The sequence below is a fragment of the Pseudomonas subflava genome, assembly GCF_023823685.1.
Lineage (GTDB): Bacteria > Pseudomonadota > Gammaproteobacteria > Pseudomonadales > Pseudomonadaceae > Aquipseudomonas > Aquipseudomonas subflava.
Map to the genome: position 1 here is coordinate 1 of NZ_JAMXBF010000005.1, position 21,368 is coordinate 21,368.

Genomic DNA, 21,368 nt, shown 5'->3' on the forward strand with positions numbered 1-21,368 from the left:
CGTACCGTTGGTGCCGGCGTGGTTGCCAAGGTCATCGAGTAATCGGTTGATCCAAGAGAAAGGGGCCCTTCGGGGCCCCTTTTCTTTTGATTGGTCAAAAGTTGACACCCCTTAGGTGCATCCGTACAATTGCGCCTCCTTTTAACGGGCGTATTCCGTCCGTTGGGGATAGCAGAGATAGAGTCTGAGGTCAAAATGCAAAACCAACAAATCCGTATTCGGTTGAAGGCTTTTGACCATCGCCTGATCGATCAATCCACCCAGGAAATCGTGGAAACCGCGAAACGTACTGGTGCTCAGGTGCGTGGTCCTATTCCTCTGCCTACTCGCAAAGAGCGGTACACCGTTCTGATCTCCCCGCACGTCAACAAAGACGCGCGTGATCAGTACGAAATTCGTACCCACAAGCGTGTTCTGGACATCGTCCAGCCGACGGATAAAACCGTCGATGCGCTGATGAAGCTCGACCTTGCGGCAGGCGTGGAAGTGCAGATCAGCCTCGGCTAAAACCTGGCGGTTTTAGTCGTGTAACGCTCTGAAATGGGCGGCCATAGCGGGTGAAAGCCCCGTACACTCATGAGGTTTACAACATGACTATTGGTGTAGTCGGTAGGAAAGCGGGTATGACCCGTATTTTCACCGAAGAAGGTGTCTCCATTCCGGTCACGGTCATCGAGATCGAGCCGAATCGCGTCACCCAGTTCAAGTCCGAAGAAAGCGATGGCTATCGCGCTGTGCAGGTGACCGTGGGCGAGCGCCGCGCTTCTCGCGTGACCAAGGCTCAGGCTGGTCATTTCGCCAAAGCTAATGTCGCTGCTGGTCGTGGCGTCTGGGAATTCCGTCTGCAGGACGGCGAATACCAGGCTGGCGATCAGATCACTGCCGAACTGTTCCAAGCTGGCCAGCTGGTAGACGTTACCGGTGAGTCCAAGGGTAAAGGCTATGCCGGTACCATCAAGCGCTGGAACTTCCGCGGTCAGGACAATACCCACGGTAACTCCGTTTCCCACCGTGCGCCGGGCTCCATCGGCCAGTGCCAGACTCCTGGTCGTGTCTTCAAGGGCAAGAAAATGTCCGGTCATCTTGGCGCTGAGCGCGTGACCGTGCAGTCCCTGGAAGTGGTCCGTGTCGACGCCGAACGCAATCTGCTGCTGATCAAGGGCGCCGTTCCGGGCGCTACCGGTGGCGATGTGCTGGTGCGTCCGGCTGTCAAAGCTCGCGGTTAATAGGGGAAGCTGAGATGCAATTGAATGTAAATGGCGCTCAGGCTATCGAAGTCAGCGAGCGCACTTTCGGCAGCGAGTTCAACGAGACTCTGGTGCACCAGGCAGTCGTAGCCTACATGGCTGGCGGTCGTCAGGGTTCCCGTGCTCAGAAGACCCGTGCCGAAGTCACCGGTGGTGGCAAGAAGCCGTGGCGCCAGAAGGGCACTGGTCGTGCTCGTTCCGGTTCCAGCGTTGGTCCGATCTGGCGTGGCGGTGGCGTGACCTTCGCAGCCAGGCCGCAGGATCACAGCCAGAAGCTGAACAAGAAGATGTACCGCGCAGCTCTGCGCTCCATCCTCTCCGAGCTGGTTCGTCTAGATCGTCTGGTCGTGGTCGAAGACTTCGCCGTCGACGCTCCGAAGACCAAGGGCCTGCTGGGCAAGCTGAACGGCATGGGCCTGAGCGACGTGCTGATCGTCACCGAAGCCGTTGACCAGAACCTGTACCTGGCTGCGCGCAACCTGCCGCATGTCGACGTGCGCGACGTTCAAGGCGCCGATCCGGTCAGCCTGATCGCCTTCGACAAAGTGCTGGTAACCGTGTCGGCCGTGAAGAAATTCGAGGAGCTGCTGGCATGAACCAGGAACGCGTATTCAAAGTGCTGGTTGGCCCGCACATCTCCGAGAAGGCCTCCGTGCTGGCAGATGGCAAGAGCCAATTCGTTTTCAAGGTTGCCACCGATGCAACCAAGCTGGAAATCAAGAAGGCCGTAGAAAGCCTGTTCAGCGTGAAGGTAGACGCCGTCCGCACTGTCAACGTACAGGGCAAGACCAAGCGCACCGCTCGCGGCCTGGGCAAGCGTAACGACTGGAAGAAGGCGTATGTCTCCCTCCAGCCGGGCCAGGATCTCGATTTCACCAGCAGTGCTGAGTAAGGTAGGGGCGCATCATGGCAATCGTTAAATGCAAACCGACTTCCGCTGGCCGCCGTTTCGTGGTCAAGGTGGTCAATCAGGAGCTGCACAAAGGCGCTCCGTACGCTCCGCTGCTCGAGAAGAAGTCGAAGTCCGGCGGCCGTAACAACAACGGTCGTATCACCACTCGCCACATCGGCGGTGGCCACAAGCAGCACTATCGTCTGGTCGACTTCCGTCGCAACAAGGATGGCATTCCTGCCGTCGTTGAGCGCGTGGAATACGATCCGAACCGTACCGCCCACATCGCTCTGCTGAAATATGCCGACGGTGAGCGTCGCTACATCATCGCGCCGAAAGGTGTGAGCGCTGGCGATCAACTGGTATCCGGTGCCGCTGCTCCGATCAAGGCTGGCAATAGCCTGCCGCTGCGCAACATCCCCGTCGGTTCGACCGTTCACGCGATCGAGCTGAAGCCGGGTAAAGGTGCTCAGCTGGTTCGCTCCGCGGGTGCTTCCGCTCAGCTGGTGGCTCGTGAAGGTGCCTACGTCACCGTGCGTCTGCGCTCCGGCGAGATGCGCAAGGTTCTCTCCGAGTGCCGTGCGACTCTGGGTGAAGTTTCCAACTCCGAGCACAGCCTGCGTTCCCTGGGTAAAGCCGGTGCCAAGCGTTGGCGCGGCGTTCGCCCGACCGTTCGTGGTGTTGCCATGAACCCGGTCGACCACCCGCATGGTGGTGGTGAGGGTCGTACCTCTGGTGGTCGTCACCCTGTTTCGCCGTGGGGCTTCCCGACCAAGGGTGCCAAGACTCGTGCGAACAAGCGTACCGACAACATGATCGTTCGCCGCCGTAAGTAATTAGAGGGATACGACAGTGCCGCGTTCTCTGAAAAAAGGTCCTTTTATCGATCTTCACCTGCTGAAGAAGATCGAAGTGGCGGTAGAAAAGAATGATCGCAAGCCGGTTAAAACCTGGTCGCGTCGCTCCATCATTCTGCCGCAGATGGTCGGTCTGACCATTGCTGTGCATAACGGTCGTCAACATGTCCCGGTCCTCGTGAACGAAGACATGGTCGGCCACAAACTCGGCGAGTTCGCTGCTACCCGCACCTACCGTGGGCACGCTGCGGACAAGAAAGCCAAGCGTTAAGGGGTAAGGAAAGATGGAAGTAGCCGCTAAGCTGTCGGGCGCTCGAATCTCCGCCCAGAAAGCCCGCTTGGTCGCCGACCAGATCCGCGGGAAGAAGGTGGGCGAAGCGCTCAACCTCCTGGCTTTCTCCAACAAGAAAGCTGCCGAGATCATGAAGAAAGTGCTGGAGTCGGCCGTTGCCAACGCCGAGCACAACGAAGGCGCAGACGTCGATGACCTCAAGGTCAGCACCGTCTTCGTCAACGAAGGGCGTTCGCTTAAGCGCATCATGCCGCGTGCCAAGGGCCGTGCTGATCGCATCGTCAAGCGGTCTTGCCATATCACTGTCAAGGTTGCGGACAAGTAACGGAGTCGATCAGATGGGTCAGAAAGTACATCCCGTAGGCATCCGCCTGGGAATCGTCAAGGAGCACACCTCCGTCTGGTACGCAGACAAGCGTCAATACGCTGATTATCTGCTGGCCGACCTGAAGGTTCGTGAGTATCTCCAGGACAAACTAAAAAGCGCGTCCGTAAGCCGCATCGACATCGCGCGTCCGGCTCAAACCGCACGCGTCACCATCCACACTGCCCGTCCCGGTATCGTGATTGGCAAGAAGGGTGAAGACGTCGAGAAGCTGCGTCAGGACCTGACCAAGCAAATGGGTGTGCCGGTGCACATCAACATCGAGGAAATCCGCAAGCCGGAACTCGATGCCATGCTGGTTGCACAGAGCGTGGCTCAGCAGCTGGAGCGTCGCGTCATGTTCCGTCGCGCCATGAAGCGCGCCGTACAGAACGCCATGCGCATTGGTGCCAAGGGCATCAAGATCCAGGTAAGTGGTCGTCTCGGCGGCGCGGAAATCGCCCGTACCGAGTGGTATCGCGAAGGTCGTGTGCCCCTGCACACCCTGCGTGCCGATATCGATTACTCCACCTACGAGGCGCACACCACTTACGGTGTGATCGGTGTGAAGGTGTGGATCTTCAAGGGCGAGGTCATCGGTGGCCAGCTCGAAGAGTCCAAGCCTGCCGCTCCGGCGCCGCGTAAGAAAGCTGCTAAGTAAGGAGTACGCAACATGCTGCAACCCAAGCGTACAAAATTCCGCAAGCAGATGACCGGCCACAACCGTGGTCTGGCTCATCGCGGTAGCAAGGTCAGCTTCGGCGAGTTCGCCCTGAAAGCTGTTTCCCGTGGTCGCCTGACTGCTCGTCAGATCGAGGCAGCCCGTCGCGCCCTGACTCGTCACGTTAAGCGTGGCGGCAAGATCTGGATCCGCGTGTTCCCGGACAAGCCGGTTACCAAGAAGCCCCTCGAAGTTCGTATGGGTAAAGGTAAGGGTGGCGTGGAGTACTGGGTAGCCCAGATCCAGCCGGGCAAGGTGCTGTACGAGATCGAAGGTGTTCCGGAAGAGCTGGCGCGTGAGGCTTTTGCCCTGGCTGCTGCGAAGCTGCCCCTCGCCACCTCCTTTGTTAAGCGGACGGTGATGTGATGAAAGCGAAAGAACTCCGTGAAAAATCGGTTCAGCAGCTGAACGAGCAACTGCTCGGTCTGCTGCGTGACCAGTTCAATCTGCGTATGCAGAAGGCGACTGGTCAGCTGGGGCAGTCTCACCTGCTCTCGCAAGTGAAGCGCGACATCGCTCGCGTGAAGACTGTGCTCAACCAGCAGGCAGGTAAGTGATCATGGCTGAAGCTCAGAAAACCGTCCGTACGCTGACCGGCCGTGTCGTCAGCGACAAGATGGACAAGACCATCACCGTTCTGATCGAGCGTCGCGTAAAGCACCCGATCTACGGTAAGTACGTGAAGCGTTCGACCAAGCTGCACGCCCACGACGAGAACAACCAGTGCAAGATCGGCGACAAGGTCACCATTCGTGAGACCCGTCCGCTGGCCAAGACCAAGTCCTGGGCCCTGGTGGAAATCGTCGAACGTGCCGTGGAAGTCTAAGGACTAAGGGTCGGAGAAAGATATGATTCAGACTCAATCCATGCTCGACGTCGCTGACAACAGCGGTGCTCGTCGCGTTATGTGCATCAAGGTCCTTGGTGGTTCGCACCGTCGTTATGCCGGTATCGGCGACATCATCAAGGTCACCGTGAAGGAAGCGATTCCGCGCGGCAAAGTGAAGAAAGGCCAGGTGATGACCGCTGTCGTGGTCCGCACCAAGCACGGCGTACGCCGTGCTGACGGCTCGATCATCCGCTTCGACGGCAACGCCGCTGTTCTGCTGAACAACAAGCAAGAGCCGATCGGCACCCGTATCTTCGGGCCGGTGACTCGTGAACTGCGTTCCGAGAAGTTCATGAAGATCGTCTCGCTCGCCCCCGAAGTGCTGTAAGGAGAAGCCGTCATGCAAAAGATTCGTCGTGACGACGAGATCATCGTCATCGCCGGCAAAGACAAGGGCAAGCGCGGCAAGGTGCTGAAAGTGCTGGCTGACGATCGTCTGATCGTCGGCGGCATCAACCTCGTCAAGCGTCATACCAAGCCGAACCCGATGCTCGGTGTTCAGGGCGGTATCGTCGAGAAAGAGGCGCCCCTGCACGTGTCCAACGTCGCCATCTTCAACAGCGAAACCAACAAGGCAGACCGCGTTGGCTTCAAGGTCGAAGACGGCAAAAAAATTCGTGTCTTCAAGTCCACCCAAAAGCCGGTTGGCGCTTGAGAATCATAGGTAAAACACCATGGCACGACTGAAAGAGATTTACCGGAAAGAAATCGCGCCCAAGCTGAAGGAAGAACTGAAGCTGGCCAACGTGATGGAAGTTCCGCGCGTTACCAAAATCACCCTGAACATGGGTCTTGGCGAAGCGATCGGTGACAAGAAGATCATCGAAAACGCCGTTGCCGACCTGGAAAAGATCACCGGTCAGAAGCCCGTCGTGACCTTCGCCCGCAAGTCCATTGCAGGTTTCAAGGTTCGTGAAGGCTGGCCGATCGGTGTCAAGGTGACCCTGCGCCGCGATCGCATGTACGAATTCCTGGATCGCCTGCTCTCCATTTCCCTGCCGCGCGTGCGTGACTTCCGCGGCCTGAATGCCAAGTCCTTCGATGGTCGCGGCAACTACAGCATGGGCGTAAAAGAGCAGATCATCTTCCCGGAAATCGATTACGACAAGATCGATGCTCTGCGTGGTCTGGACATCACCCTGACCACCACCGCCCGTACGGACGATGAAGGTCGCGCCCTGCTGCGCGCCTTCAACTTCCCGTTCCGCAACTGATTGGAGTAGGAAATGGCCAAAGAGAGCATGAAGAACCGCGAGCTCAAGCGTCAGCGCTTGGTCGCCAAGTTCTCCAAGAAGCGTGCAGAGCTCAAGGCTGTGATTGCCAACCCGAACTCCACTCCGGAGCAGCGTTGGGAAGCTCAGATCGCCCTGCAGAAGCAACCGCGTGACGCCAGCGCCAGCCGCCTGCGTAACCGTTGCCGCATCACCGGCCGCCCGCACGGCGTGTACCGCAAGTTCGGTCTTGCGCGTAACAAGCTGCGCGAAGCCGCCATGCGTGGTGACGTACCGGGCCTGGTGAAAGCCAGCTGGTAATCAAAGCGAAGCCGGCCCAGTGCCGGCTTTGTTTTATCGATCAAGCCCCTTTTGGGGCTTGATTCATTTTTGATCGATCTCTAGAATGTCCGGCTCTCCTGAGCCTGGCATTTGCCGAGCTCGTGGATGGTTCCAGCCGAAAGGCTGTTCTTTTTGTATCAGGAGCATCTAGCCCATGAGTATGCAGGACCCGTTAGCGGACATGCTAACTCGTATCCGTAATGCCCAGATGGCTGAAAAGTCGGTAGTAAGCATGCCGTCTTCCAAGCTGAAGGTGGCAGTGGCCAACGTTCTGAAGAACGAAGGTTACATCGCGGGATACCAGGTCAGCAGCGACGCCAAGCCGCAGCTGTCCATCGAGCTGAAGTACTTCGAAGGCCGTCCGGTCATCGAGGAAGTGAAGCGCATCAGCCGTCCTGGTCTGCGCCAGTACAAGCCTGTCGATCAGCTGCCGAAAGTACGCGGCGGTCTGGGCGTTTCCATCGTCTCCACCAATAAAGGTGTGATGACGGATCGCGCTGCACGCGCTGCCGGTGTCGGCGGTGAAGTGCTCTGCACCGTGTTCTAAGGGGGGATAAGCATGTCTCGCGTTGCTAAGAACCCCGTCAAGCTGCCGGCAGGTGTCGAGGTCAAACTCGCTGGCCAGCAGCTTTCGATCAAGGGCGCCAAAGGCACCCTGGAACTGAATGTGCACTCGTCCGTGGAAGTCATCCAGGACGCCGGTGAGCTGCGTTTTGCCGCCCGCAATGGCGATCAGCAGAACCGTGCCATGGCTGGTACCACCCGTGCACTGGTCAACAACATGGTCATTGGCGTGAGCCAAGGCTTCGAGCGCAAGCTGCAGCTGGTCGGTGTGGGTTACAAGGCCCAGGCCAAAGGCCAGGTCCTGAACCTCGCGCTGGGCTTCTCCCATCCGATCGACTACGAACTCCCGCAGGGTGTTACTGCCGAGACCCCGAGCCAGACCGATATCCTGATCAAGGGCATCGACAAGCAGCTGGTAGGTCAGGTGGCTGCGGAGATCCGCGACTTCCGTCGTCCTGAGCCGTACAAAGGCAAAGGCGTGCGTTATTCCGACGAAGTCGTACGTCGCAAAGAAGCTAAGAAGAAGTAGGGCATAGCAAATGAGCGAAAAGAAAGAAACTCGTCTGCGTCGCGCTCGCAAGGCACGCCTGAAAATGCGCGAGCTGGAAACCGTACGCCTCTGCGTGTACCGCTCTTCCCAGCACATCTACGCCCAGGTCATTTCGGCCGACGGCGCCAAGGTTCTGGCCAGTGCCTCGACCCTGGACAAAGAACTGCGTGACGCCGCCACCGGCAACGTCGACGCGGCCAAGAAAGTCGGTCAGCTGGTTGCCGAGCGCGCGAAAGCCGCTGGTGTTACCCAGGTGGCGTTCGACCGTTCTGGCTTCAAGTACCACGGCCGTGTGAAAGCGCTGGCTGATGCTGCTCGTGAAGGCGGGCTGGAGTTCTAAGTTATGGCAAATAACGAGCAAAAGCGCGATCGCGGTAACCGTGACGATGCCCAGAGCGATGGTTACATCGAGAAGCTGGTCCAGGTTAACCGTGTTGCCAAAACCGTAAAGGGTGGCCGTATCTTCACCTTCACCGCGCTGACCGTGGTGGGTGATGGCAAGGGTCGCGTCGGTTTCGGTCGCGGCAAGTCCCGCGAAGTGCCGGCCGCCATCCAGAAGGCGATGGAAGCTGCGCGTCGCAACATGATCCAGGTCGACCTGAACGGCACCACCCTGCAATACCCGATGAAGTCCGTCCATGGCGCGTCCCACGTGTTCATGCAGCCGGCTTCCGAAGGTACCGGCATCATCGCCGGCGGCGCCATGCGTGCCGTGCTGGAAGTGGCTGGCGTGCAGAACGTTCTGGCCAAGTGCTACGGCTCTACCAACCCGGTGAACGTGGTGTACGCCACCTTCAAGGGTCTGAAGGCCATGCAGTCCCCGGAATCCGTGGCTGCCAAGCGTGGTAAGAGCGTCGAGGAGATTCTCTGATCATGGCTACCGTAAAAGTCACTCTGGTCAAGAGCACCAACGGCCGTCTGGCCAACCACAAAGCTTGCGTCAAGGGCCTGGGCCTGCGCCGCATCGGTCACACCGTCGAAGTTCAGGACACTCCTGAAAACCGCGGCATGATCAACAAGGCTTACTACCTGCTGAAGGTGGAGGGTTAATCATGCAACTGAACGATCTGCGTTCCGCGCCGGGTGCCCGTCGCGAAAAGCACCGTCCGGGCCGTGGTATCGGTAGCGGTCTGGGCAAGACCGGTGGCCGTGGCCACAAGGGTCAGACCTCCCGTACCGGCGGTTCCATTGCTCCGGGCTTCGAGGGTGGTCAGCAGCCGCTGCACCGCCGTCTGCCGAAGTTCGGCTTCGTCTCCCTGAAGGCCATGGATCGCGCTGAAGTGCGCACTTCCGAGCTGGCCAAGGTGGAAGGCGACGTCGTCACCCTGCAGTCGCTGAAGGATGCCAACGTAATCAACCAGAACGTGCAGCGTGTGAAAGTCATGCTGTCCGGCGAGGTTGGTCGCGCGGTCACCCTGAAAGGTATCGCCGCCACCAAGGGTGCGCGTGCGGCTATCGAAGCAGCTGGCGGTAAGTTCGAGGACTAAATGGCTAAGCAAGGTGCTCTCTCCGCGCTCAGCAATGGCGGGTTGTCCGAGCTCTGGGCTCGACTGCGTTTTCTGTTCCTGGCGATCATCGTCTATCGGATCGGCGCGCACATTCCGGTTCCCGGAATCAACCCTGACCGGCTGGCCGACCTGTTCCGGCAGAACGAGGGGACCATTCTTAGCCTGTTCAACATGTTCTCCGGCGGTGCGCTGGAGCGGATGAGCATCTTCGCGCTGGGGATCATGCCGTACATCTCGGCATCGATCATCATGCAGTTGATGACCGCCGTCAGCCCGCAGCTGGAGCAGTTGAAGAAGGAAGGGGAAGCTGGCCGTCGCAAGATCAGCCAGTACACCCGCTACGGCACTCTGGTGCTGGCTGTCGTTCAGGCCGTCGGCATGTCCGTCGGCCTGGCGAGCCAGGGCGTCGCGTTTTCCGATGATTTCGGCTTCCACTTCGTGGCGGTAACCACCTTCGTGGCGGGTGCCATGTTCATGATGTGGCTGGGTGAGCAAATCACCGAGCGCGGCGTCGGCAACGGTATTTCGATGCTCATTTTCGCGGGCATCGTGGCCGGCCTGCCGTCGGCGATCGGGCAGTCTTTCGAGTCTGCTCGTCAGGGCGATATCAACATCTTCGCCCTGATCGCCATCGGCCTGTTGGCGGTAGCGATCATCGGTTTCGTGGTGTTCATCGAGCGTGGTCAGCGTCGCATTGCGGTGCACTACGCCAAGCGTCAGCAAGGTCGCAAGGTCTTTGCTGCGCAGACCAGCCACCTGCCGCTGAAGGTGAACATGGCGGGCGTAATCCCGGCCATCTTCGCCAGCAGTCTCCTGCTGTTCCCGGCTTCGCTGGGTACCTGGTTCGGTCAGTCCGAGGGTATGGGCTGGCTTCAGGACATCTCGCAGGCGATCGCTCCCGGTCAACCGTTGAACATTCTGCTGTTTAGTGCAGGGATCATTTTCTTCTGCTTCTTCTACACGGCGCTGATGTTCAACCCGAAAGACGTAGCGGAAAACCTGAAGAAGTCCGGTGCCTTTATTCCGGGCATCCGTCCGGGCGAGCAATCCGCGCGCTATATCGATGGCGTGCTGACCCGCTTGACCATGTTCGGTGCTCTGTACATGACGGCCGTTTGCCTCCTCCCGCAGTTCCTGCAGGTGGCAGCCAACGTTCCGTTCTACCTTGGCGGGACCTCGTTGCTGATCGTGGTCGTGGTTGTGATGGACTTTATGGCCCAAGTGCAATCCCACCTCATGTCGCACCAGTACGAATCCCTGATGAAGAAAGCCAACCTGAAGGGCTATGGCGGCGGCATGCTCCGCTGACATGGTTACCGTAAGGTTCTAGGAGTTACTGATGAAAGTTCGTGCATCGGTCAAGAAGCTGTGCCGCAACTGCAAAGTCATTCGTCGCGACGGCGTCGTGCGCGTGATCTGCAGCGCGGAGCCGCGTCACAAGCAGCGCCAAGGCTGAGTGTGATTCACGCGTAATGAGCCCGGCAGCTAGTGCGCTGTCGGGTTGATTCTTTGTTATTACAGCGCTAATATCGCGCGCCCTATTTCTTGGCTTCCAGGGCGTGGGTAGCTGTCAATTGGAGTTCCACTGAATGGCCCGTATTGCAGGCGTCAACATTCCGGATAACAAGCACACTGTTATCTCGCTGACCTACATCTACGGTGTTGGTCGCACCACTGCGCAGAAAATCTGCGCTACCACCGGTGTCAATCCGGCGGTGAAGATCAAAGATCTCTCTGACGAGCAGATTGAGCAGCTGCGTGGCGAAGTCGCCAAGCTGGTCACCGAGGGTGACCTGCGTCGCGAAGTCAACATGAAAATCAAGCGTCTGATGGACCTGGGCTGCTACCGCGGTCTGCGTCACCGCCGTGGCCTGCCGGTCCGCGGTCAGCGCACCAAGACCAACGCGCGTACCCGTAAGGGCCCGCGTAAGCCGATCCGCAAGTAATTGCGCCCGCGTATCGACAGGAATTAAGTCATGGCTAAGCCTGCTGCTCGTACTCGTAAGAAAGTCAAAAAGACAGTGGTGGATGGCATCGCCCATATCCACGCTTCTTTCAACAACACCATCGTTACCATCACTGATCGTCAGGGCAATGCTCTGTCCTGGGCGACCTCCGGTGGTTCCGGTTTCCGCGGCTCCCGTAAGAGCACCCCGTTCGCTGCCCAGGTGGCTGCCGAGCGTGCCGGTCAGGCTGCTCTGGAATACGGTCTGAAGAACCTCGACGTAAACGTCAAGGGTCCGGGCCCAGGTCGCGAATCCGCTGTGCGTGCTCTGAACGCCTGCGGCTACAAAATCGCCAGCATCACCGACGTGACGCCGATCCCGCATAACGGGTGCCGTCCGCCGAAGAAGCGTCGCGTGTAATAGGAGACAGTGAAGAATGGCTCGTTACATTGGTCCCAAGTGCAAACTGTCTCGCCGTGAAGGCACCGATCTCTTCCTGAAGAGTGGTGCGCGCGCGCTCGAATCCAAGTGCAACATCGAAGCGGCTCCTGGCCAGCACGGCGCTCGCCGTGGTCGTCAGTCCGACTACGGTACCCAGCTGCGGGAGAAGCAGAAAGTCCGTCGTATCTACGGCGTGCTGGAGCGTCAGTTCAGCGGTTACTACAAGGAAGCTGCCCGTCGCAAGGGCGCTACCGGCGAGAACCTGCTGCAGCTGCTGGAATGCCGTCTGGACAACGTGGTTTACCGCATGGGCTTTGGTGCTACCCGCGCCGAATCCCGTCAGCTGGTATCGCACAAAGCCATCACCGTGAACGGTTCGACCGTGAACGTCCCGTCTTACCAGATCAAAGCTGGTGACGTCGTAGCCGTTCGCGAGAAGGCCAAGAACCAGCTGCGCGTTGCCCAGGCTCTCGACCTGTGCGCCCAGCGTGGTCGCGTTGAGTGGGTCGAAGTAGATGCTGAGAAGAAGTCCGGCGTGTTCAAAAGCGTCCCGGCTCGCAGCGATCTGTCCGCCGACATCAACGAGAGCCTGATCGTCGAGCTCTACTCCAAGTAAGGGCTAGAAAGTAGGTGCATCCATGCAGATTTCGGTAAATGAGTTCCTGACCCCCCGTCACATCGACGTTCAGGCGGTCAGTCCGACCCGCGCCAAGATCACCCTCGAGCCCCTCGAGCGTGGTTTTGGCCATACCCTGGGCAACGCGCTGCGTCGCATCCTGTTGTCCTCCATGCCTGGCTGTGCAGTGGTCGAGGCCGAGATTGACGGTGTACTCCACGAGTACTCCGCCATCGAAGGCGTGCAGGAAGACGTCATTGAAATCCTGCTCAACCTGAAAGGTCTGGCCATCAAGCTGCACGGTCGTGACGAAGTCACCCTGACCCTGTCCAAGAAGGGCGCGGGCGCGGTCACCGCTGCCGATATCCAGCTGGATCACGACGTCGAGATCGTCAATGGCGACCACGTGATCGCCAACCTGGCGGACAACGGCGCTCTGAACATGAAGCTCACCGTGCGTCGTGGCCGTGGCTACGAGCCGGCCGACGCCCGTCAGAGCGACGAAGACGAGAGCCGCAGCATCGGTCGTCTGCAGCTGGACGCATCCTTCAGCCCGGTACGTCGTGTTGCCTACGTGGTGGAAAACGCCCGCGTCGAGCAGCGCACCAACCTGGACAAGCTGGTCCTCGACCTGGAAACCAACGGCACTCTGGATCCCGAAGAGGCGATCCGCCGTGCCGCGACCATCCTCCAGCACCAACTGGCGGCCTTCGTTGATCTGAAGGGCGACAGCGAGCCGGTAGTGGTCGAGCAGGAAGACGAGATCGATCCGATCCTCCTGCGTCCGGTTGACGACCTCGAGCTGACCGTGCGTTCGGCCAACTGCCTGAAGGCGGAGAACATCTACTACATCGGTGACCTGATCCAGCGCACCGAGGTAGAGCTGCTCAAGACGCCGAACCTGGGCAAGAAGTCCCTGACCGAGATCAAGGACGTTCTGGCTTCTCGCGGTCTGTCCCTCGGTATGCGCCTCGACAACTGGCCGCCGGCAAGTCTGAAGAAGGACGATAAGGCTACTGCCTGATCGTCCGTAATCACCGAACTTGAAGTTTGGTAAGGAATTTCAATCATGCGTCATCGTAAAAGTGGCCGTCACCTGAGCCGCACCAGCGCCCACCGCAAGGCCATGTTCCAGAACATGGCGGTGTCGCTGTTCGAACACGAACTGATCAAGACCACCCTGCCGAAAGCCAAGGAACTGCGCCGCGTTGCCGAGCCGCTGATCACCCTGGCCAAGGTAGACAGCGTTGCCAACCGTCGTCTGGCCTTCGACCGTACCCGTTCGAAAGCCATCGTCGGCAAGCTGTTCAACGATCTGGGCAAGCGTTACGCCACCCGTCAGGGCGGTTACCTGCGCATCCTCAAGTGCGGCTACCGTGCCGGCGACAACGCTCCCATGGCGTACGTCGAGCTGGTTGACCGTCCGGTTGCCGGTCAGGTCGAAGCGGCCGAATAAGGTCGCTGCTCTCAAGAAGCCGGGCCATGTGCCCGGCTTTTTGTTGCCTGCATAAAAGTATTTAGCTATCAGTGGATTGATATCAATAAATTAGTTCATTGTTGCGCCTCTTCTTAGACTGCTGCCATCGCCGACAACGAAGCGGCCGATCTAATCTCAAGAGGAGCAGCAAGATGGAACAGAAGAGCGAAGGCAAGTGCCCGTTCTCGGGTAACTCCACCCCAAAACACACGGCCGGTGGCGGCACGACCAACCGCGACTGGTGGCCCAATCAACTGCGCGTAGACCTGCTCAGCCAGCACTCCGCGAAATCCAACCCGCTGGGGCAGGGTTTCAGCTACGCCGAGGCCTTCGGCAGCCTCGATCTGCAGGCGTTGAAGGACGACCTCAGGGCGCTGATGACCGATTCCCAGGACTGGTGGCCCGCCGACTTCGGCCACTACGGTCCGCTGTTCGTGCGCATGGCCTGGCACAGCGCAGGCACCTACCGTACCGGTGACGGCCGCGGAGGCGCTGGTCGTGGTCAGCAGCGATTCGCACCGCTCAACAGCTGGCCGGACAATGCCAATCTGGACAAGGCGCGACGCCTGCTGTGGCCGATCAAGCAGAAGTACGGGCAGAAGATTTCCTGGGCCGACCTGCTGATTCTCACCGGCAACGTCGCCCTCGAGTCGATGGGCTTCAAGACCTTCGGCTTCGCCGGTGGCCGGGAAGATACCTGGGAGCCCGATCAGGACCTCTACTGGGGCACCGAGACCACCTGGCTGGGTGGTGACGCCCGCTACGGCAAGGGCGGGGAGGGCACACTGGTGGCCGAGTCGGCGCTGCACGGCAACGAGCAGGACCGCATTGACAGCCAGGGCCGCAATCTCGAGGACCCGCTGGCCGCCGTGCAGATGGGCCTGATCTATGTGAACCCGGAAGGCCCGGAGGGCAACCCAGACCCCATCGCCGCCGCGCACGACATCCGCGAGACCTTCGCGCGCATGGCGATGAACGACGAGGAGACCGTCGCGCTGATCGCCGGTGGCCACACCTTCGGCAAGACCCACGGCGCCGGCGCGGCCGATAATGTCGGTGCCGAGCCGGAGGCCGCCGATCTGGCCCAGCAGGGCCTCGGCTGGAGCAACGCGTTCGGTAGCGGCAAGGGCGGCGACACTATTACCAGCGGCCTGGAGGTGACCTGGACCACCACGCCGACCAAGTGGAGCAACAACTTCTTCTGGAACCTGTTCGGCTACGAATGGGAGCTGACCAGGAGCCCGGCCGGCGCGCACCAGTGGAAGCCCAAGCACGGCATGGGCGAGGGCACGGTTCCGGATGCCCATGACGACGCCAAGCGTAACGCCCCGGCCATGCTGACCACCGATCTGGCGCTGCGCTTCGATCCGGCTTACGAAAAGATCTCCCGCCGCTTCATGGAGAACCCCGACCAGTTCGCCGACGCCTTCGCCCGCGCCTGGTTCAAGCTGACCCACCGCGACATGGGGCCGCGTTCGCGCTACCTGGGCGCGGAAGTTCCGGCCGAGGAGCTGATCTGGCAAGACCCGATCCCGGCGGTCGACCATGCGCTGGTCGACGAGCAGGATGTCGCGACGCTGAAGGCCCGCATTATGTCCTCCGGCCTGACGGTATCCGAGCTGGTCGGTACCGCCTGGGCCTCGGCCTCGACCTTCCGCGGTTCGGACAAGCGCGGCGGTGCCAATGGCGCTCGTATTCGTCTGGCGCCGCAGAAGGATTGGCAGGCCAACCAGCCGGAGCAACTGGCCAGGGTGCTGCAGGCGCTGGAAGCGATCCAGGGCGAGTTCAATGCAGCGCAGAACGGCGGCAAGAAAGTCTCGCTGGCCGACCTGATCGTGCTCGCCGGTTCGGTGGGCATCGAGCAGGCGGCGAAGAGCGCGGGCCATGAGCTGAGCGTGCCCTTCGCCCCGGGGCGCATGGATGCGTCTCAGGAGCAGACCGACGTCGAATCCATGGCCGTGCTCGAGCCCATCGCCGATGGCTTCCGCAACTTCGTGAGGCGCCACTATCGTGTGCCGGCCGAGGCGCTGCTGATCGACAAGGCGCAGCTGCTGACCCTGACCGCGCCCGAGCTGACGGTGCTGCTCGGCGGCCTGCGCTCGATCAACATCAATGTCGGCGGCGAGCAGACCGGCGTGTTCACTGCACGTCCAGGCACCCTGAACAACGACTTCTTCAGCAACCTGCTCGACATGGGGACGGTGTGGAAGCCGGTCGCCGAGAGTCAGTTGTTCGAGGGGCGTGACCGCCAGACCGGCGAGGTGAAGTGGACCGGCTCCCGTGTCGATCTGGTGTTCGGCTCCAACGCCGTGCTGCGGGCGCTCGCCGAGGTCTACGCCGGTCCGGCCGGCGAGGCGAGGTTCCTCGAGGACTTCGTCACCGCCTGGACCAAGGTGATGAACCTGGATCGCTTCGATCTGGTCTAATCCGGCGCTACAAGAAAAAGCCCCGCTATTGCGGGGCTTTTTCGTTTCAGGCGCGGTCGCGTTCCAACAGGGGTTTGAGGAAGTGCCCGGTGTGCGAGGCCTTGTTCGCGGCGACGTCTTCCGGGGTGCCGGTGGCGATGATCATGCCGCCCTTGGAGCCGCCCTCGGGGCCGAGGTCGACCAGCCAGTCGGCGGTCTTGATCACGTCCAGGTTGTGCTCGATCACCACCACGGTGTTGCCGTGGTCGCGCAGGCGGTGCAGCACGTCGAGCAGTTGCTGGATGTCGGCGAAGTGCAGGCCGGTGGTCGGCTCGTCGAGGATGTACAGGGTCTTGCCGGTGTCGCGCTTGGAGAGCTCGCGCGACAGCTTGACCCGCTGGGCCTCGCCGCCGGACAGAGTCGTCGCGCTCTGGCCCAGCTTGATGTACGACAGGCCTACGTCGACCAAGGTCTGCAGCTTGCGCGCCAGGGCCGGCACGGCATCGAAGAATTCGCGGGCTTCCTCGATGGTCATGTCGAGCACCTCGGTGATGCTCTTGCCCTTGTACTTCACTTCCAGGGTTTCGCGGTTGTAGCGCTTGCCCTTGCACACGTCGCACGGCACGTAGATGTCCGGCAGGAAGTGCATCTCCACCTTGATCACGCCGTCGCCCTGGCAGGCCTCGCAGCGGCCGCCCTTGACGTTGAAGCTGAAGCGGCCCGGGCCGTAGCCGCGCGAGCGCGACTCCGGCACGCCGGCGAACAGCTCGCGGATCGGGGTGAACAGGCCGGTGTAGGTGGCCGGGTTCGAACGCGGTGTGCGGCCGATCGGGCTCTGATCGATGTCGACCACCTTGTCCAGGTGCTGCAGGCCGTCGAACGAGTCGTGGGCGGCGGCTTCCAGGGTGGTGGCACCGTTCAGCGCGGTGGCGGCCAGCGGGAACAGGGTGTTGTTGATCAGCGTCGACTTGCCCGAGCCGGACACACCGGTGACGCAGGTGAGCAGGCCGATCGGGATCTCCAGGTCGACGTTGCGCAGGTTGTTGCCGCGCGCACCCTTGAGCTTCAGCGACTTTTTCTTGTCACGCACGGTGCGGGTGGCCGGGTAGCGGATCTTCTCGCGGCCGGAGAGGTACTTACCGGTCAGCGAGTCGGGGTGGTTCATCACCTCATCCGGGGTGCCCTCGGCGACCACGCGGCCGCCATGCACGCCGGCGCCGGGGCCGATGTCGACCACGTAGTCGGCCAGGCGGATGGCGTCCTCGTCGTGCTCGACCACGATCACCGTGTTGCCCAGGTTGCGCAGGTGGGTGAGGGTGCCGAGCAGGCGCTCGTTGTCGCGTTGGTGCAGGCCGATGGAGGGCTCGTCGAGGATGTACATCACGCCCACCAGGCCGGCGCCGATCTGGCTGGCCAGACGGATGCGCTGGGCCTCGCCACCGGAGAGGGTGTCGGCGCTGCGGTCCAGGGTCAGGTAGTCGAGGCCGACGTTGACCAGGAACTGCAGGCGCTCGCGGATTTCCTTGAGGATCTTCTCGGCGATCTCGCCGCGGCGGCCGGTGAGGTGCATGCCGCCGAAGTAGTCGCAGGCGTCGCCAACCGGCAGGCCGGTGACAGCCGGCAGGGTGCGCTCGCCCACCCACACATGGCGCGCCTCGCGGCGCAGGCGCGTGCCGCGGCAGTCCGGGCAGGGCTGGGTGCTGAGGAACTTGGCCAGCTCCTCGCGCACGGTGGCCGACTCGGTCTCGCGGTAGCGCCGTTCGAGGTTGGGGATGATGCCCTCGAAGGGATGCGAGCGCTTGACGATGTCGCCGCGGTCGTTGAGGTAACGGAAGTCGACGTTGTCCCTGCCCGAGCCGAACAGGATCACCTTCTGGTGCTCGGCGCTCAGGTCGTCGAAGGGCTTGTCCAGGCTGAAGCCGTAGTGCGAGGACAGCGAGCCGAGCATCTGGAAGTAATAGACGTTGCGCCGGTCCCAGCCGCGGATCGCGCCCTCGGCCAGGGTCAGCTCGCCGTTGACCAGGCGTTTGCCGTCGAAGAACTGCTTCACGCCCAGGCCGTCGCAGGTCGGGCAGGCGCCGGCGGGGTTGTTGAAGGAGAACAGCTTGGGTTCCAGCTCGCTGATCGAGTGGCCGCAGTGCGGGCAGGCGAAGCGCGCGGAGAAGATGATCTCGTCGCCTTCCTCATCGTCCATCGGGGCTACGAGGGCGATGCCGTCGGCCAGGTTGATGGCGGTCTCGAAGGACTCGGCCAGGCGCTGCTGCATGTCCTCGCGCACCTTGAAGCGGTCGACCACCACGTCGATGGAGTGCTTCTTCTGCTTGTCCAGCTTGGGCAGCTCGTCCATCTCGTAGATGCGGCCGTTGACCCGCGCGCGGACGAAGCCCTGGGCGCGCAGCTCGTCGAACACCGCCAGGTGCTCGCCCTTGCGCTCGCGGATCACCGGGGCCAGCAGCATCAGCTTGCGGCCCTCGGGCAGGGCCAGCACCTGGTCGACCATCTGGCTGACGGTCTGCGCTTCCAGCGGCACGTCGTGGTCCGGGCAGCGCGGGATGCCGACGCGGGCGTAGAGCAGGCGCAGGTAATCGTAGATTTCGGTGATGGTGCCGACGGTCGAGCGCGGGTTGTGCGAGGTCGACTTCTGCTCGATGGAGATGGCCGGGGAGAGGCCCTCGATGGTGTCGACGTCGGGCTTCTCCATCATCGACAGGAACTGCCGGGCGTAGGCCGACAGGGATTCCACATAACGGCGCTGACCCTCGGCGTAGAGCGTGTCGAAGGCCAGCGACGACTTGCCGGAGCCGGACAGGCCGGTGATCACGATCAGCTTGTCGCGCGGCAGGGTCAGGTCGACGTTTTTCAGGTTATGGGTGCGGGCACCCCGGATCAGAATCTTATCCACGAACGGCCTCGCAGGTGGCGGGCGGAAACGGCGAAGTATACGGCTGCGGGCCGGCACGCGGCAAAGTACCGCTGGGGCGCGCGCCGACCCTCGACACAGGGGCGTTGCGACCGTCTCGATACGACGAGGAATGGTCAACAGTCCCTGCCATGACTGATAGAATCGCCGGCCTCTTTGTTCAGGGTTTTTCCATGCACGATCCGCACAGCGACCGCATGAGCGCCGGCGAAACCCGCGCCGCAGCCAGCCTGGCCCTGGTCTTCGCCTTCCGCATGCTGGGCATGTTCATGGTCCTGCCGGTGCTGGCCACCTACGGCACCGACCTGGCCGGCGCCACCCCGGCGCTGATCGGCCTGGCCATCGGCGCCTACGGCCTGACCCAGGCGGTGCTGCAGATTCCCTTCGGCGTGATCTCCGACCGCATCGGCCGCCTGCCGGTGATCTACTCCGGCCTGCTGGTGTTCGCCGCCGGCGCCGCGCTGGCGGCCAATGCCGACTCCATCTGGGGCGTGATCGCCGGGCGCGTGCTGCAGGGCGCAGGGGCGATCTCGGCGGCGGTGATGGCGCTGCTGTCGGACCTGACCCGCGAGCAGCACCGCACCAAGGCCATGGCCATGATCGGCATGAGCATCGGCCTGTCATTCGCCGTGGCCATGGTGGTCGGCCCGCTGCTGACCCGCGCCTTCGGTCTTTCCGGTCTGTTCTGGGCCACCGCCGGCATGGCGCTGCTCGGCATGCTGATCGTCGCCGTCGCGGTGCCCCGGGCCTCGCGCTCGCTGCAGCACCGCGAGTCCGGAGTGGCGCGCCAGGCGCTGCTGCCGACCCTGCGCAACGGCGAACTGCTGCGCCTGAACTTGGGCATCGGCGTGCTGCACGCCATCCTCATGGCCAGCTTCGTCGCCCTGCCGCTGGCGCTGGTGGACGAAGGCGGGCTGGCCAAGGAAGAACACTGGTGGGTCTACCTCAGCGCGCTGCTGATCGGCTTCTTCGGCATGGTGCCGTTCATCATCTACGGCGAGAAGAAGCGCCGCATGAAGCGCGTGCTGTGCGGCGCGGTAGCGGTGCTGGTGCTGTGCGAGCTGTACTTCTGGGCGTTCGGTCACGGGCTGGCGGCGCTGGTGTGTGGCTTCGTGCTGTTCTTCACCGCCTTCAACCTGCTGGAAGCTTCGCTGCCCTCGCTGGTGAGCAAGGTGGCGCCGGCCGGTGGCAAGGGCACGGCCATGGGCGTGTACTCCACCAGCCAGTTCCTCGGCGCCGCCGTGGGCGGCATCCTCGGTGGCTGGCTCTACCAGCACGGCGGCCTCGCCTATGTATTCGTCGGCTGCGCGCTGCTGGGGCTTCTCTGGCTTGCGGCAGCTGCTACTATGCGCGAGCCGCCTTATGTGACCAGCCTGCGCCGACCGCTCGGAGCCCATGCCGTGGCCGATGGCGCGCTGGTGGGGCGCCTCCTCGCGATACCCGGCGTCAGCGACGCCGTGGTGGTGGCCGAGGAGGCCGCGTTGTACATCAAAGTGGACACCCAACAACTGGACCGCGCGTTGCTCGAGCAGGTGCTCGAAGAGGCCGCGGAGACGCAGAAAGCTTAGGAGAACGAAATGGCCCGTGGGGTTAACAAAGTCATTCTGATCGGCAACGTCGGCGGCGACCCGGAAACCCGTTACCTGCCCAACGGCAATGCGGTGACCAACATCACCCTTGCCACCACCGACAGCTGGAAGGACAAGCAGACCGGCCAGCAGCAGGACCGCACCGAATGGCACCGCGTGGTGTTCTTCGGCAAGCTCGCCGAGATCGCCGGCGAATACCTACGCAAGGGCAGCCAGTGCTACGTCGAAGGCCGCCTGCAGACCCGCGAGTGGGAGAAGGACGGCGTCAAGCGCTACACCACCGAGATCGTGGTCGACATGAACGGCACCCTGCAGCTGCTGGGCAGCCGCGGCGGCAACAACGAAGGCGGTGGCGACTACGCGCCGCGTCAGCAGCAGTCGCGCCCGGCGCCGCAGCAATCCGCGCCGCGTCCGGCACCGCAGCCGGCCGCCCAGCAGCCGGCCCCGGACTACGACAGCTTCGACGACGACATTCCGTTCTGACGGTTGCGTGAATGAAGAAAGGCCCGCCCATCGACGATGAGCGGGCCTTTTTCG

General features: G+C 61.8%; 32 protein-coding genes. 31 read left to right on the plus strand and 1 reads right to left on the minus strand.

Annotated features, from left to right (window positions below):
* The first annotated feature begins 195 nt into the window (after nt 1–195).
* From rpsJ to katG, 29 genes are all read left to right on the plus strand, one after another.
* Nucleotides 196–507 carry a 30S ribosomal protein S10 gene (gene rpsJ, locus NF616_RS06695; protein ID WP_003243886.1) on the plus strand — a complete coding sequence of 104 codons (312 nt, stop codon included), beginning with the start codon at nt 196–198 and terminating at the stop codon, nt 505–507.
* Nucleotides 508–590: 83 nt separating this feature from the next.
* Entirely contained in the window at nt 591–1,226 is a 636-nt protein-coding gene (rplC, locus tag NF616_RS06700; protein WP_252272484.1) for a 50S ribosomal protein L3, read from the plus strand.
* 14 nt (nt 1,227–1,240) lie between these two features.
* Nucleotides 1,241–1,843 carry a 50S ribosomal protein L4 gene (gene rplD, locus NF616_RS06705; RefSeq protein WP_252272485.1) on the plus strand — a complete coding sequence of 201 codons (603 nt, stop codon included), beginning with the start codon at nt 1,241–1,243 and terminating at the stop codon, nt 1,841–1,843.
* A complete protein-coding gene (rplW, locus tag NF616_RS06710; protein WP_252272486.1) occupies nt 1,840–2,139 on the plus strand; it encodes a 50S ribosomal protein L23 in 300 nt (99 codons plus the stop codon). Before rplD ends, rplW begins: the two co-directional genes overlap by 4 nt.
* A gap of 14 nt (nt 2,140–2,153) precedes the next feature.
* On the plus strand, nt 2,154–2,975 hold the full coding sequence (gene rplB / locus NF616_RS06715; RefSeq protein WP_252272487.1) for a 50S ribosomal protein L2: 822 nt from the start codon (nt 2,154–2,156) through the stop codon (nt 2,973–2,975).
* A 16-nt stretch (nt 2,976–2,991) separates the two neighbouring features.
* Nucleotides 2,992–3,267, plus strand: coding sequence for a 30S ribosomal protein S19 (rpsS, locus tag NF616_RS06720; RefSeq protein WP_043310308.1), 276 nt, complete (start codon nt 2,992–2,994; stop codon nt 3,265–3,267).
* Between the two features lie 13 nt (nt 3,268–3,280).
* Complete coding sequence (rplV, locus tag NF616_RS06725) at nt 3,281–3,613, plus strand: 50S ribosomal protein L22 (RefSeq protein WP_014854224.1); 333 nt, start codon at nt 3,281–3,283, stop codon at nt 3,611–3,613.
* A 13-nt stretch (nt 3,614–3,626) separates the two neighbouring features.
* A complete protein-coding gene (rpsC, locus tag NF616_RS06730) occupies nt 3,627–4,313 on the plus strand; it encodes a 30S ribosomal protein S3 (RefSeq protein WP_252272488.1) in 687 nt (228 codons plus the stop codon).
* A 12-nt stretch (nt 4,314–4,325) separates the two neighbouring features.
* Complete coding sequence (gene rplP, locus NF616_RS06735) at nt 4,326–4,739, plus strand: 50S ribosomal protein L16 (protein WP_110683337.1); 414 nt, start codon at nt 4,326–4,328, stop codon at nt 4,737–4,739.
* The gene (rpmC, locus tag NF616_RS06740; protein ID WP_021702703.1) at nt 4,739–4,930 is read left to right on the plus strand and encodes a 50S ribosomal protein L29; all 192 of its coding nucleotides are present in this window, start codon (nt 4,739–4,741) and stop codon (nt 4,928–4,930) included. Before rplP ends, rpmC begins: the two co-directional genes overlap by 1 nt.
* A gap of 2 nt (nt 4,931–4,932) precedes the next feature.
* Nucleotides 4,933–5,199 (plus strand): 30S ribosomal protein S17, encoded by a 267-nt coding sequence (gene rpsQ, locus NF616_RS06745; RefSeq protein WP_252272489.1) that lies wholly within the window; start codon nt 4,933–4,935, stop codon nt 5,197–5,199.
* A gap of 22 nt (nt 5,200–5,221) precedes the next feature.
* Nucleotides 5,222–5,590 carry a 50S ribosomal protein L14 gene (gene rplN, locus NF616_RS06750; RefSeq protein WP_225788815.1) on the plus strand — a complete coding sequence of 123 codons (369 nt, stop codon included), beginning with the start codon at nt 5,222–5,224 and terminating at the stop codon, nt 5,588–5,590.
* Nucleotides 5,591–5,602: 12 nt separating this feature from the next.
* Complete coding sequence (rplX, locus tag NF616_RS06755) at nt 5,603–5,917, plus strand: 50S ribosomal protein L24 (protein ID WP_252272490.1); 315 nt, start codon at nt 5,603–5,605, stop codon at nt 5,915–5,917.
* A 19-nt stretch (nt 5,918–5,936) separates the two neighbouring features.
* On the plus strand, nt 5,937–6,476 hold the full coding sequence (gene rplE, locus NF616_RS06760; protein ID WP_252272491.1) for a 50S ribosomal protein L5: 540 nt from the start codon (nt 5,937–5,939) through the stop codon (nt 6,474–6,476).
* 12 nt (nt 6,477–6,488) lie between these two features.
* A complete protein-coding gene (gene rpsN, locus NF616_RS06765) occupies nt 6,489–6,794 on the plus strand; it encodes a 30S ribosomal protein S14 (RefSeq protein ID WP_252272492.1) in 306 nt (101 codons plus the stop codon).
* 175 nt (nt 6,795–6,969) lie between these two features.
* Nucleotides 6,970–7,362 carry a 30S ribosomal protein S8 gene (rpsH, locus tag NF616_RS06770; protein ID WP_220811372.1) on the plus strand — a complete coding sequence of 131 codons (393 nt, stop codon included), beginning with the start codon at nt 6,970–6,972 and terminating at the stop codon, nt 7,360–7,362.
* A gap of 12 nt (nt 7,363–7,374) precedes the next feature.
* The gene (gene rplF, locus NF616_RS06775; protein WP_021702697.1) at nt 7,375–7,908 is read left to right on the plus strand and encodes a 50S ribosomal protein L6; all 534 of its coding nucleotides are present in this window, start codon (nt 7,375–7,377) and stop codon (nt 7,906–7,908) included.
* Nucleotides 7,909–7,918: 10 nt separating this feature from the next.
* On the plus strand, nt 7,919–8,269 hold the full coding sequence (gene rplR, locus NF616_RS06780; RefSeq protein ID WP_043310316.1) for a 50S ribosomal protein L18: 351 nt from the start codon (nt 7,919–7,921) through the stop codon (nt 8,267–8,269).
* Between the two features lie 3 nt (nt 8,270–8,272).
* Nucleotides 8,273–8,800, plus strand: coding sequence for a 30S ribosomal protein S5 (rpsE, locus tag NF616_RS06785; protein WP_052081091.1), 528 nt, complete (start codon nt 8,273–8,275; stop codon nt 8,798–8,800).
* Nucleotides 8,801–8,802: 2 nt separating this feature from the next.
* On the plus strand, nt 8,803–8,979 hold the full coding sequence (rpmD, locus tag NF616_RS06790) for a 50S ribosomal protein L30 (RefSeq protein ID WP_110683346.1): 177 nt from the start codon (nt 8,803–8,805) through the stop codon (nt 8,977–8,979).
* Nucleotides 8,980–8,981: 2 nt separating this feature from the next.
* Nucleotides 8,982–9,416, plus strand: a complete 435-nt coding sequence (rplO, locus tag NF616_RS06795) for a 50S ribosomal protein L15 (protein ID WP_252272493.1) — start codon at nt 8,982–8,984, stop codon at nt 9,414–9,416.
* The gene (secY, locus tag NF616_RS06800; protein ID WP_252272494.1) at nt 9,417–10,745 is read left to right on the plus strand and encodes a preprotein translocase subunit SecY; all 1,329 of its coding nucleotides are present in this window, start codon (nt 9,417–9,419) and stop codon (nt 10,743–10,745) included.
* Between the two features lie 31 nt (nt 10,746–10,776).
* On the plus strand, nt 10,777–10,893 hold the full coding sequence (rpmJ, locus tag NF616_RS06805) for a 50S ribosomal protein L36 (RefSeq protein WP_043217073.1): 117 nt from the start codon (nt 10,777–10,779) through the stop codon (nt 10,891–10,893).
* A 133-nt stretch (nt 10,894–11,026) separates the two neighbouring features.
* A complete protein-coding gene (gene rpsM, locus NF616_RS06810; RefSeq protein WP_252272495.1) occupies nt 11,027–11,383 on the plus strand; it encodes a 30S ribosomal protein S13 in 357 nt (118 codons plus the stop codon).
* 30 nt (nt 11,384–11,413) lie between these two features.
* Entirely contained in the window at nt 11,414–11,803 is a 390-nt protein-coding gene (gene rpsK, locus NF616_RS06815; RefSeq protein WP_021702690.1) for a 30S ribosomal protein S11, read from the plus strand.
* A 16-nt stretch (nt 11,804–11,819) separates the two neighbouring features.
* Entirely contained in the window at nt 11,820–12,440 is a 621-nt protein-coding gene (gene rpsD / locus NF616_RS06820) for a 30S ribosomal protein S4 (RefSeq protein ID WP_252272496.1), read from the plus strand.
* A gap of 22 nt (nt 12,441–12,462) precedes the next feature.
* Nucleotides 12,463–13,464 carry a DNA-directed RNA polymerase subunit alpha gene (locus NF616_RS06825; protein ID WP_252272497.1) on the plus strand — a complete coding sequence of 334 codons (1,002 nt, stop codon included), beginning with the start codon at nt 12,463–12,465 and terminating at the stop codon, nt 13,462–13,464.
* Nucleotides 13,465–13,509: 45 nt separating this feature from the next.
* Entirely contained in the window at nt 13,510–13,896 is a 387-nt protein-coding gene (gene rplQ, locus NF616_RS06830; RefSeq protein ID WP_252272498.1) for a 50S ribosomal protein L17, read from the plus strand.
* 173 nt (nt 13,897–14,069) lie between these two features.
* The gene (gene katG, locus NF616_RS06835; protein WP_252272499.1) at nt 14,070–16,343 is read left to right on the plus strand and encodes a catalase/peroxidase HPI; all 2,274 of its coding nucleotides are present in this window, start codon (nt 14,070–14,072) and stop codon (nt 16,341–16,343) included.
* 46 nt (nt 16,344–16,389) lie between these two features.
* Here katG and uvrA read toward each other — a convergent pair whose 3' ends face one another.
* The gene (gene uvrA / locus NF616_RS06840) at nt 16,390–19,224 is read right to left on the minus strand and encodes an excinuclease ABC subunit UvrA (protein ID WP_252272500.1); all 2,835 of its coding nucleotides are present in this window, start codon (nt 19,222–19,224) and stop codon (nt 16,390–16,392) included.
* Nucleotides 19,225–19,415: 191 nt separating this feature from the next.
* Between uvrA and NF616_RS06845 the strand changes: the two genes are divergently transcribed.
* Both NF616_RS06845 and NF616_RS06850 read left to right on the plus strand, forming a co-directional pair.
* Nucleotides 19,416–20,810 (plus strand): MFS transporter, encoded by a 1,395-nt coding sequence (locus NF616_RS06845; protein WP_252272501.1) that lies wholly within the window; start codon nt 19,416–19,418, stop codon nt 20,808–20,810.
* Between the two features lie 9 nt (nt 20,811–20,819).
* Nucleotides 20,820–21,314 carry a single-stranded DNA-binding protein gene (locus tag NF616_RS06850; protein WP_252272502.1) on the plus strand — a complete coding sequence of 165 codons (495 nt, stop codon included), beginning with the start codon at nt 20,820–20,822 and terminating at the stop codon, nt 21,312–21,314.
* The last annotated feature ends 54 nt before the right edge of the window (nt 21,315–21,368 follow it).

Excerpts from the sequence above, each read along its gene's own strand:
- rpsJ (WP_003243886.1), top strand. The coding sequence starts at position 196 with ATGCAAAACCAACAAATCCGTATTCGGTTGAAGGCTTTTGACCATCGC.
- rplC (WP_252272484.1), top strand. The coding sequence starts at position 591 with ATGACTATTGGTGTAGTCGGTAGGAAAGCGGGTATGACCCGTATTTTC.
- rplD (WP_252272485.1), top strand. The coding sequence starts at position 1,241 with ATGCAATTGAATGTAAATGGCGCTCAGGCTATCGAAGTCAGCGAGCGC.
- rplW (WP_252272486.1), top strand. The coding sequence starts at position 1,840 with ATGAACCAGGAACGCGTATTCAAAGTGCTGGTTGGCCCGCACATCTCC.
- rplB (WP_252272487.1), top strand. The coding sequence starts at position 2,154 with ATGGCAATCGTTAAATGCAAACCGACTTCCGCTGGCCGCCGTTTCGTG.
- rplV (WP_014854224.1), top strand. The coding sequence starts at position 3,281 with ATGGAAGTAGCCGCTAAGCTGTCGGGCGCTCGAATCTCCGCCCAGAAA.
- rpsC (WP_252272488.1), top strand. The coding sequence starts at position 3,627 with ATGGGTCAGAAAGTACATCCCGTAGGCATCCGCCTGGGAATCGTCAAG.
- rplP (WP_110683337.1), top strand. The coding sequence starts at position 4,326 with ATGCTGCAACCCAAGCGTACAAAATTCCGCAAGCAGATGACCGGCCAC.
- rpmC (WP_021702703.1), top strand. The coding sequence starts at position 4,739 with ATGAAAGCGAAAGAACTCCGTGAAAAATCGGTTCAGCAGCTGAACGAG.
- rpsQ (WP_252272489.1), top strand. The coding sequence starts at position 4,933 with ATGGCTGAAGCTCAGAAAACCGTCCGTACGCTGACCGGCCGTGTCGTC.
- rplN (WP_225788815.1), top strand. The coding sequence starts at position 5,222 with ATGATTCAGACTCAATCCATGCTCGACGTCGCTGACAACAGCGGTGCT.
- rplX (WP_252272490.1), top strand. The coding sequence starts at position 5,603 with ATGCAAAAGATTCGTCGTGACGACGAGATCATCGTCATCGCCGGCAAA.
- rplE (WP_252272491.1), top strand. The coding sequence starts at position 5,937 with ATGGCACGACTGAAAGAGATTTACCGGAAAGAAATCGCGCCCAAGCTG.
- rpsN (WP_252272492.1), top strand. The coding sequence starts at position 6,489 with ATGGCCAAAGAGAGCATGAAGAACCGCGAGCTCAAGCGTCAGCGCTTG.
- rpsH (WP_220811372.1), top strand. The coding sequence starts at position 6,970 with ATGAGTATGCAGGACCCGTTAGCGGACATGCTAACTCGTATCCGTAAT.
- rplF (WP_021702697.1), top strand. The coding sequence starts at position 7,375 with ATGTCTCGCGTTGCTAAGAACCCCGTCAAGCTGCCGGCAGGTGTCGAG.
- rplR (WP_043310316.1), top strand. The coding sequence starts at position 7,919 with ATGAGCGAAAAGAAAGAAACTCGTCTGCGTCGCGCTCGCAAGGCACGC.
- rpsE (WP_052081091.1), top strand. The coding sequence starts at position 8,273 with ATGGCAAATAACGAGCAAAAGCGCGATCGCGGTAACCGTGACGATGCC.
- rpmD (WP_110683346.1), top strand. The coding sequence starts at position 8,803 with ATGGCTACCGTAAAAGTCACTCTGGTCAAGAGCACCAACGGCCGTCTG.
- rplO (WP_252272493.1), top strand. The coding sequence starts at position 8,982 with ATGCAACTGAACGATCTGCGTTCCGCGCCGGGTGCCCGTCGCGAAAAG.
- secY (WP_252272494.1), top strand. The coding sequence starts at position 9,417 with ATGGCTAAGCAAGGTGCTCTCTCCGCGCTCAGCAATGGCGGGTTGTCC.
- rpmJ (WP_043217073.1), top strand. The coding sequence starts at position 10,777 with ATGAAAGTTCGTGCATCGGTCAAGAAGCTGTGCCGCAACTGCAAAGTC.
- rpsM (WP_252272495.1), top strand. The coding sequence starts at position 11,027 with ATGGCCCGTATTGCAGGCGTCAACATTCCGGATAACAAGCACACTGTT.
- rpsK (WP_021702690.1), top strand. The coding sequence starts at position 11,414 with ATGGCTAAGCCTGCTGCTCGTACTCGTAAGAAAGTCAAAAAGACAGTG.
- rpsD (WP_252272496.1), top strand. The coding sequence starts at position 11,820 with ATGGCTCGTTACATTGGTCCCAAGTGCAAACTGTCTCGCCGTGAAGGC.
- NF616_RS06825 (WP_252272497.1), top strand. The coding sequence starts at position 12,463 with ATGCAGATTTCGGTAAATGAGTTCCTGACCCCCCGTCACATCGACGTT.
- rplQ (WP_252272498.1), top strand. The coding sequence starts at position 13,510 with ATGCGTCATCGTAAAAGTGGCCGTCACCTGAGCCGCACCAGCGCCCAC.
- katG (WP_252272499.1), top strand. The coding sequence starts at position 14,070 with ATGGAACAGAAGAGCGAAGGCAAGTGCCCGTTCTCGGGTAACTCCACC.
- NF616_RS06845 (WP_252272501.1), top strand. The coding sequence starts at position 19,416 with ATGCACGATCCGCACAGCGACCGCATGAGCGCCGGCGAAACCCGCGCC.
- NF616_RS06850 (WP_252272502.1), top strand. The coding sequence starts at position 20,820 with ATGGCCCGTGGGGTTAACAAAGTCATTCTGATCGGCAACGTCGGCGGC.